We start from the raw sequence: 8,717 nt of genomic DNA on the forward strand, positions 1-8,717 counted from the left end.
CCCCCGACGAGCGGGACGCCCGGGGGCGTCCCGCTCGTCGGGGGTCACCCCTTGACCGCGCCGGTGAGCATCCCCTTCTTGAAGTGCTTCTGGACGAACGGCGAGAGCACGGCCACCGGCAGCAGGGCCAGCACCATCACGGCCATCTGGACGGCCAGCGGGGACAGCTGCCCGGTGTTGATCTGCGCGGACAGGCCGACCGGCCGCTCCTGCTTCTGCACCAGCTGGATCATGACGTTCTGCAGCGGCATCATGTCCTGGTCGGTGAGGTAGATGGAGGCGTTGAACCAGGCGCTCCAGTAGCCCACCGCGTAGAACAGGGAGATCACGGCGATGACCGCGCGGGACAGCGGCATCACGATGCGCAGCAGGATGCGCCACTCCCCCGCCCCGTCGATGCGGGCGCTGTCGACGAGTTCCTGCGAGATGTTCATGAAGAACGCGCGCAGCACCAGGATGTTGAACACGCTGACCGCGCTGGGCAGGATCAGCGCCAGGTAGGTGTCGGTCAGCCCGAGCGCCTGCACCAGCAGGTAGGTCGGGATGAGGCCGGCGCCGAAGAACATGGTGGCGAGCAGGGTCATCAGGATCCAGCGGTGCCCCAGCGAGCCGCCGCGCGACAGGCCGTACGCGCACAGCACCGACACGGCCATGCTGAACAGCGTGCCGACGACGGTGACGCCGACGCTGACCAGGGCGGCGCGCTGCACCTGCCCGCCGCCGAGGAGTTCCTGGTAGGCGACGAAGGTGATGCTTCTGGGGATCACCACCAGGCCGCCCGCCTCGTCGATGGTGCGTTTGGTCTGGAGGCTGGTGACGATCACGATCCACAGCGGGAAGAGGACGGCCAGGCAGGCCAGACCGAGGGCGATCCCCTTGCCGGCCTGTCCGGCGCGGGACGGCTCCTCCTCCCACACCGGGCGGGGCGGCGCGGACCAGCGGCCGGGTTTCCGCACGGAGGGCTCGGGGTCCTGACGGGTGCCGAGGACGGCGGTCATTTCTTGTACACCCCCTGCTCGCCCATGAGGTGGGCCACCTTGTTGGCGGTGAGGACCAGGCCGAGGCCCACCACGCCCTTGACGAGTCCGGCCGCGGCGGCGTAGCTGAAGTCCTGGTTGCGGATGCCGTTCCACCACACGTAGGTGTCGAGGACCTCGGAGGCGTCGACGCCCACCGCCTGTCTCTGCAGCAACAGTTGCTCGAAGCCGACGGTGAGGGCGTCGCCGACGCGCAGCACCAGCAGCAGGGCGATCACCGGGCGCAGCGCGGGCAGGGTGACGTGCCACATGCGGCGCCAGCGGCCCGCGCCGTCCATGGCGGCGGCCTCGTACAGGTCGTTGGAGACGGAGGAGAGGGCGGCGAGGAAGACGATGATGCCCCAGCCGGCGTCCTTCCAGACGGTCTCGGCGGTCACCAGGTACTTGAAGACCTCCGGGTTCGTCATCAGGTCGAAGCCCTCGTAGCCGTGGCGGCGGAGGGTCTGCGCGATGATGCCGGCGCCGCCGAAGATCTGCATGAAGACGGTGACGACGAGCACCCAGGAGAAGAAGTGCGGCAGGTACATGATCGCCTGGGCGACCGCCCGCACCCGGGGCCGCACCACGCTGTTGATGAGCAGCGCGAGCAGGATCGGGATGGGGAAGTAGAGCACCAGCTGCAGGAAGAACAGCACGAAGGTGTTCCGCACCGCGTGCCAGAAGGCCGAGTCGGCGAAGATCCGCTCGAACTGCTCGAACCCGGTCCAGGGGCTCTCGAAGATGGCGACGAAGCCGTTCTCGCTGAGATAGGGGTCGTAGTCCTGGAAGGCGACCACGTTGCCGAGGATCGGCACGTAGTTGAAGACCAGGACCAGCAGCAGGGCGGGGACGGTCATCAGGATCAGCGTGCGGTCACGCCGCCACCTGATCCGCAACGACAGCCTCCCGGCCTGTCTCCCGCGCTTCTCCCGCGGGACCGGGTTCCCGGTCGCCCGGTCGTCGTCCTGCCGGGGTGTCTGCGCCTCGGTCGTCCCCCGAGGCACCGTGCTGTGCGACACGGCCGTCTCCTCGCCTCGGCCCCGGGTCAGTCGGCCGAGCCGTTGTCGTCGAGCAGCTTGCGGTACCAGTCGCGCAGTCCGTCGCCGCCCCTGCCCTTCCAGTCGGACACCGCCTGCTGCACGTCGCCGATCTTCTTGCGGCCGCGCACCACGTCGTCCTCCAGCTGTTCGAAGTCGTCCGCGAGGTTGGACCAGCGGGCCGGCTCGGTGACGGTGAGCCCGAAGAACGACGACTTCTTCGTGAAGGCGCCCATGCGCTGCTGCCACTCGACCATCCCCTTGGTGACCTCGGGCAGGTCGGGGTAGGCGATGTACGGGGCCGGGTTGCCGGTGTAGTCGTAGGCGCCGTTGACCTCGTTGACGCCCCGCTGGGTCTTGACCGGCAGGCCCTTGGAGAGGGTGTAGTCGGTGCCTTCGACGCCGTAGGCGGTGAGCATGAACTCCTTGGTGCCGTAGGGCGCGGCGCAGAAGTTGCAGAGCGCGAGGAAGTCCTTGACCTGCTGCTCGGAGGCCTTCTTCGAGACGAAGGTGAAGATGTTGGCCGGCTGGACCGCCCACAGCGTGGGGTCGCCGCCGTCGGGGCCGAAGCAGTCGAACGCCTCCATCTCGAAGTCCGCGTTCTGCGTGCGCTGTTCGGCGGTCTTGCCCCACCAGTCGGAGATGTTCTGGTTGTAGACCAGCACTTCGCCCGCGGTGAACCGGTTGCCGGCGTCGCCGCCGGCCTTGCCCTGCACCGCGTCGGGGTGGACCACCCCGGCGGCGTACAGCTTGCGGGTCCACTCCAGCGCCTCGAGGTACTGCTCGGTCTCGATGCGGTTGACGAGCTTGTCGCCCTCCAGGTTCCACCAGAGCGCCTTGTCGCTGCCGGAGAGGACGCCGAAGATGTTGAACGCCGTCCACTTCATGTCGTCGCAGGCCCACAGCTTGGACTTGGCGTCGGTGGCCTCCTTCGCCCAGGCCAGGAACTCCTCGGGGCTGCCCGGGACGGTGTAGCCCTTCTTGGCGAACAGGTCCTTGCGGTACAGCGGCGCGATGTCGGTGACGTACGAGGCGGGCATGGGGATGCCGCGCAGCTGACCGCCGAAGATGCCGCGCTGCCACGCCTCGGTGGGGACGGCGGCGAGGTTGGGGTACTCCTTCACCTTGTCGCCGGACAGGTACGGGCCGAGGTCGGCGAACTTGGCGTTGACGGCGCTCGGGATGCGGCCCATCAGGTTCCAGCCGGGGACGACCACCACGTCGGGGATGTCGCTGGAGGCGAGGACCGCGCCGAGCTTCTGGTCGTAGGTGACGCCGTCCTGGTTCTGCCAGGCGACGTCGACGCCGACGGCCTTGTTCATCGCCGTGTAGTAGGGGTTGTCGTCCTTCGGCGGGGTGCCCCAGAACGGGGACATGACCGTCAGCTTCCCTCCGCTGCCGAGCGCCTTGGGCACGGAGGTCTTCAGCTCGGCCGCCGGTATCGCCCGGGTGAAGCCGGCCGCCGATCCGTTCTTCGCCGGGATGTCGGGCGTGACGACGCTCGACGCCACGTACGCCGGGAGGATCTTCGCGGCCTCCTTGCCCGAGGTGGTGCCCTCCTTGCGTCCCTCCTGGCCCCCGCCGCCGCAGGCGGCCAGCAGCGGCGTCCCCACGGCCACCGCCGCGGTGGCGGCCGCCGTGGAGGCGAGGAAGCTTCTCCGGCTCGGCGCGGAGGAGGAAGCGGCGTTCGGCGTCATTGCGTCAACCCTTCGTGGCGCACCAGGACACCCGGCAGGTGGCCGTCGGCAGTGGTGTCTCTTCGGTGGAACTGGCTGATCGGAAGCGGTCGTCCGGCGGAAGGTGCACGCCGTCAGGACGAAGGTGCATGCCATCAGGCACCCTCGCTGTCGAAGCGCTTCGATGTTGCTGCGAGGTTAAGTGAACACCTAGGGTCACACAAGGCCCGCTTCGATAATTCCTGCGCCGACCGCGCGATCACGAGGGCGGAGGTCAAGCCGGTTGCCTCCCCGGGTACCGCGAGGGCCCACCTGTCCCGGCACACAGATGCTTGACACCCGCCCGGCCGCCCACCGAGCATCGAAGCGCTTCGAAAGCGCCAGTGCGCTCCATGCCGAGGGGACCCACGTGACCGCACCCACCCCGCCCACGCCGCCGTTCCGCGACCCGGGCCTGCCGTTCGCCGAGCGCGTCGACGACCTGCTGTCGCGGCTCACCCCGGACGAGAGGACCGGCTTCCTGCACCAGTTCGCTCCCGCCGTCGAGCGGCTGGGCGTCGCCGCGTTCCGCACCGGCCAGGAGGCCCTGCACGGGGTCGCCTGGATGGGCCCGGCGACGGTCTTCCCGCAGGCCGTCGGGCTGGGCGCGACCTGGAACGAGGACCTGGTGCGCCGGGTGGGCGAGGCGGTCTCCCGGGAGGCCCGCGCGATGCGCTCCCGGGACGGGCGGGTCGGCCTCAACGTCTGGTCGCCGACGGTCAATCTGCTGCGCCACCCGCTGTGGGGCCGCAACGAGGAGGGCTACTCCGAGGACCCGCGGCTCACCTCGGCGATCGCCACCGCCTACACCCGCGGCCTGCGCGGCGACCATCCCGTGTACTGGCGCACCGCGCCCGTCCTCAAGCACTGGCTGGCGCACAACAACGAGACGCGCCGCGACACCACGTCCAGCTCGGTCCGCCCGCGCGTGCTGCACGAGTACGACCTTCGGGCCTTCCGCGACACGGTGGAGGCGGGCGCGGTGGCCGGGGTGATGCCGGCGTACAACCTGGTCAACGGCCGCCCCAACCACGTGTCGCCCCATCTGCGGGAGCAGTTGCGCACCTGGACGGGGGAGGAGCTGCTGGTGTGCTCCGACGCGGGCGCCCCGTCCAACCTGGTCGACTCCGAGCACTACTTCGACACCCACGAGGAGGCCACGGCGGCGGCGCTGCGCGCGGGCGTCGACAGCTTCACCGACCACGGCACCGACAGCTCGACGATCGTCGCCCGGATCAAGGGGGCCCTGGCACAGGGCCTGTTGACCGAGGAGGACGTCGACACGGCGGTCCGGCGGCAGCTGTCGGTGCGATTCCGGCTCGGCGAGTTCGACCCCGACAGGGACCCGTACGCCGGTGAGCGGGCCTTCGACACCCCCGAACACCGGGCGCTCGCGCAGGAGGCCGCCGAGCAGGCGGCCGTGCTGCTGAAGAACGACGGCCTGCTGCCGCTCGCCCCGGGGAGCCGGCTCGCGGTGGTCGGGCTGCTCGCCGACGAGTGCAAGCTCGACTGGTACAGCGGCAGCCTGATTCACCGCTCCACCCCGCTGGAGGGCCTGTACGAGCGGTTCGGCGCCGACCGCGTGGAGTTCGCCGAAGGCGTGGACCGCGTCCTGCTGCGCACCTCCGCCGGCGCCTTCCTGCACGTGCCGCCCGCCCCCGACGCCCCGGAGCCGGCGCGCGGCGAGGAGGGCGCCCTCGACCCGGCGCTGCTCGCCGGCCGCACCGACCTTCCGCCGCTCACCGCGGCACCGGACGGCACCGAACTCGCCCTCGTCGACTGGGGCGACGGGGTGCTGACCCTTCGCGCTCCGGACGGCCGGTACCTGTCGGTCGCCGACGACGGACATCTGCGCGCCTCCGCCGACCAGCCGGGCGGCTGGATCGTCCAGGAGACGTTCCGCCTGGAGCCGCACGGGGACGGCCATCTGCTGCGTCACCTGGGGACCGGGCACCCCGTGCGGGTCACGGCGGACGGGGTGCGCGCCGCCGAGGGCGAACCCGAGGTGTTCGAGCTGGTCGTCACCGAGCGCGGCGAGGACGCCGTGGCCCGCGCCGCCGCCGCGGCCGACGCGGTCGTGGTGGTCGCCGGCAACGACCCGCACATCAACGGGCGGGAGACCGAGGACCGCACCACCCTGCGCCTGCCCGCCCAGCAGGAGCGGCTGCTGCGCGCCGCCCTCGCCGCCAACCCGCGCACGGTGCTGGCCCTGGTGTCCGCGTACCCGTACGCCGTGGACCCGGCGGACCTCCCGGCGGTGCTGTGGACCGCGCACGGCGGCCAGGCGGCCGGCACCGCCCTGGCGCGGGTGCTGGCCGGTGACGTCTCCCCCGCGGGCCGGCTGCCGCAGACCTGGTACGCCGACGACGCCGACCTGCCGGAACTGCTCGACTACGACGTGATCGGCGGCCGCCAGACCTACCTCTACTTCGAGGGCGCCCCGCTGTTCCCCTTCGGGCACGGTCTGTCCTACTCCTCGTTCTCCTACCGGGAGTTGACCGCGGACGCGACGGACTCCGAGGTCCGGGTGGCCTTCTCGGTCACCAACACGGGCGCGGTCACGGCCGACGAGGTGGCCCAGCTGTACGGGCGCGCCGTGGACCCGTCCGTGCGGCGCCCGCGCCGGGAACTGCTCGGCCACCGCCGGATGACCCTGGCGCCCGGCGAGAGCACGCGGCTGTTCTTCGACCTGCCGCTCTCCGCGTTCGCGTTCTGGGACGTGGCCGTCGGACGGTGGCGGGTGGAGCCGGGGGCGTACGAGCTGCTGGCCGGCGCGTCCAGCGAGGACGTGCGGCTGAGCACCACGGTGGTGCTGGAGGGCGAGCCGTCCAGGCCGCGTCCGGTGGTCGAACGCGGCCTGGAGACGGTGGACTTCGACGAGCAGAGCGGCACCGAGATCGTCGACCGGACGAAGGAGTCGGGCGACGCGGTGACCCCGCTGGGCGGCAAGGACGGCGAACTCCTCTACCGGGGGTGCGACTTGGGCACCGGGGTGCGGGAGGTGTCGGTGGAGGTGTCCGGCGGCACGGGCACGGTGGAGGTTGCCGTCGACGGCGGCCCCGTCCTGACCGCCCTCTCCCTGGAGACGCCGACGGCGGGCCCCTACGCGTACGTCACGCTGAGCGCGCCGGTCGTGGGGGCGCCCGGTGGGGTGCGGGACGTGCGGCTGCGGGTGCGGGGGGCGTTGCGGGTGGCGCGCATGTCCTTCGGGGACTGAGCACGGCGATGGGCCCGGCACCGAACGCGTCGGTGCCGGGCCCTTGCCGTGGCCGGGGTGTCGCCGTGAGCCGCCGTGTCTCCGTGGCCGGGGTGCCGCCGTCAGAGGGCGAGGCCGGTGAGGACCATCACCCGCTCGTAGGTGTAGTCCTCCATCGCGAACCGCACGCCCTCGCGGCCCACACCGGACTGCTTGGCGCCGCCGTACGGCATCTGGTCCGCGCGGTAGGAGGGCACGTCGCCGACGACCACGCCGCCGACCTCCAGCGCGCGGTGGGCGCGGAAGGCGGTCTGGAGGTCGTGGGTGAACACGCCCGCCTGGAGGCCGTACTTGGAGTCGTTGACGGCGGCGAAGGCCTCGTCCTCGCCGTTCACCTTCTGCACCGTCAGCACCGGTCCGAAGACCTCCTCGCAGGAGATCGTCACGTCGGCGGGCACGTCGGTGAGCACGGTCGGCGCGTACGAGGCGCCGTCGCGCTTGCCGCCGGTGAGGAGGGTGGCGCCCGCCTCGACGGCCTCGTTCACCCACGCCTCGACGCGCTGGGCGGCGTCCTCGCTGACCAGCGGGCCGACGTCGGTGGCGTCGTCGGACGGGTCACCCGTGACCTGGGCCTCCACGGCGGCGACGACGCGCGGCACCAGCCGGTCGTACACCGAGGCGTCCGCGATCACCCGCTGCACGGAGATGCAGGACTGACCGCCCTGGTAGTTGGAGAAGGTCGCGATGCGGGTCGCGGCCCGGTCGAGGTCCTCGTCGCTCGCCCAGTCGGCGAGGACGACGGCCGCACCGTTGCCGCCCAGCTCCAGGGTGCAGTGCTTGCGCGGCACCGAGTCCATGATCGCGTAGCCGACCTTCTCGGAGCCGGTGAAGGAGATGACCGGCAGCCGCTCGTCCTGGACCAGGGCGGGCATACGGTCGTTGGGCACCGGCAGGATGCTCCAGGAGCCGGCGGGCAGCTCGGTCTCGGCCAGCAGCTCGCCCAGGATCAGCGCGGACAGCGGGGTGGCCGGCGCCGGCTTCAGCACGATGGGCGCGCCGGCGGCGATCGCGGGGGCGACCTTGTGGGCGCACAGGTTCAGCGGGAAGTTGAACGGCGCGATACCGAGGACGACGCCCTTCGGGAAGCGGCGCGTGAAGGCGAGCCGGCCCTGGCCGCCCGCGTCGGTGTCGAGCCGCTGGGCGTCGCCGCCGTTGAACCGGCGGGCCTCCTCGGAGGCGAAGCGGAACACGGACACGGCCCGGCCGACCTCGCCGCGCGCCCACTTCATCGGCTTGCCGTTCTCGGCGGAGATCAGCCGCGCGATCTCCTCGGTGCGCTCGGCCAGCCGGCGGCTGACGTGGTCCAGGGCGGCGGCCCGGACGTGCGCGGGGGTGGCGGCGAACTCGTCCCGAACGGCGTACGCGGCGGCCACGGCCTCCTCGACCTGCGCCTCGGTCGGCACGCTCACGGCGCCGACGACCCGGCCGTCCCAGGGGGAGGTGACGTCGAAGGCGGTCTCGCCGGTGGCCTGGCGGCCGGCGAGCCAGAAGGCGTGTGTGGAAGTCATCGTGAGTCCCGGCCCTTCCGCGTTGAGGGGTGTACGTGGGTGGTCAGGCCACCACGGTAGGTCCGGCGGGCCGGACGAACGTTTGTCCGGGACGGAGCAGTACCGGCACCTTCCACGCCACATTGGCAAGAGACCACCCGGCCCGATTGACCGGCGTGAGAACACCCCCCAGGGGCGCGGGGAAC

General features: G+C 71.7%; 5 protein-coding genes. 1 reads left to right on the forward strand and 4 read right to left on the reverse strand.

Features of this window, described 5'->3' with window-relative positions; translation table 11 throughout:
* Window positions 1–44 precede the first annotated feature (44 nt).
* The 3 genes from CCN29_RS22310 to CCN29_RS22320 are packed head-to-tail and all read right to left on the reverse strand — an operon-like array spanning window position 45 to window position 3,750.
* Window positions 45–998 carry a carbohydrate ABC transporter permease gene (locus CCN29_RS22310; RefSeq protein ID WP_031023244.1) on the reverse strand — a complete coding sequence of 318 codons (954 nt, stop codon included), beginning with the start codon at window positions 996–998 and terminating at the stop codon, window positions 45–47.
* Window positions 995–2,035, reverse strand: a complete 1,041-nt coding sequence (locus CCN29_RS22315) for an ABC transporter permease (protein WP_006136723.1) — start codon at window positions 2,033–2,035, stop codon at window positions 995–997. Before CCN29_RS22315 ends, CCN29_RS22310 begins: the two co-directional genes overlap by 4 nt.
* 26 nt (window positions 2,036–2,061) lie before the next feature.
* The gene (locus CCN29_RS22320) at window positions 2,062–3,750 is read right to left on the reverse strand and encodes an extracellular solute-binding protein (RefSeq protein WP_086684010.1); all 1,689 of its coding nucleotides are present in this window, start codon (window positions 3,748–3,750) and stop codon (window positions 2,062–2,064) included.
* Between the two features lie 388 nt (window positions 3,751–4,138).
* On the opposite strand from CCN29_RS22320, the gene CCN29_RS22325 reads away from it, so the two are divergent.
* A complete protein-coding gene (locus CCN29_RS22325; protein ID WP_086684013.1) occupies window positions 4,139–6,985 on the forward strand; it encodes a glycoside hydrolase family 3 C-terminal domain-containing protein in 2,847 nt (948 codons plus the stop codon).
* A 101-nt stretch (window positions 6,986–7,086) separates the two neighbouring features.
* Here CCN29_RS22325 and CCN29_RS22330 read toward each other — a convergent pair whose 3' ends face one another.
* Window positions 7,087–8,532 carry an aldehyde dehydrogenase family protein gene (locus CCN29_RS22330; protein ID WP_006136726.1) on the reverse strand — a complete coding sequence of 482 codons (1,446 nt, stop codon included), beginning with the start codon at window positions 8,530–8,532 and terminating at the stop codon, window positions 7,087–7,089.
* Between the last annotated feature and the right edge of the window lie 185 nt (window positions 8,533–8,717).

Origin of the sequence: Streptomyces pseudogriseolus, from assembly GCA_002154585.1 — a bacterium.
GTDB lineage: Bacteria > Actinomycetota > Actinomycetes > Streptomycetales > Streptomycetaceae > Streptomyces > Streptomyces pseudogriseolus.

Excerpts from the sequence above, each read along its gene's own strand:
- CCN29_RS22330 (WP_006136726.1), bottom strand. The coding sequence starts at position 8,532 with ATGACTTCCACACACGCCTTCTGGCTCGCCGGCCGCCAGGCCACCGGC.
- CCN29_RS22320 (WP_086684010.1), bottom strand. The coding sequence starts at position 3,750 with ATGACGCCGAACGCCGCTTCCTCCTCCGCGCCGAGCCGGAGAAGCTTC.
- CCN29_RS22310 (WP_031023244.1), bottom strand. The coding sequence starts at position 998 with ATGACCGCCGTCCTCGGCACCCGTCAGGACCCCGAGCCCTCCGTGCGG.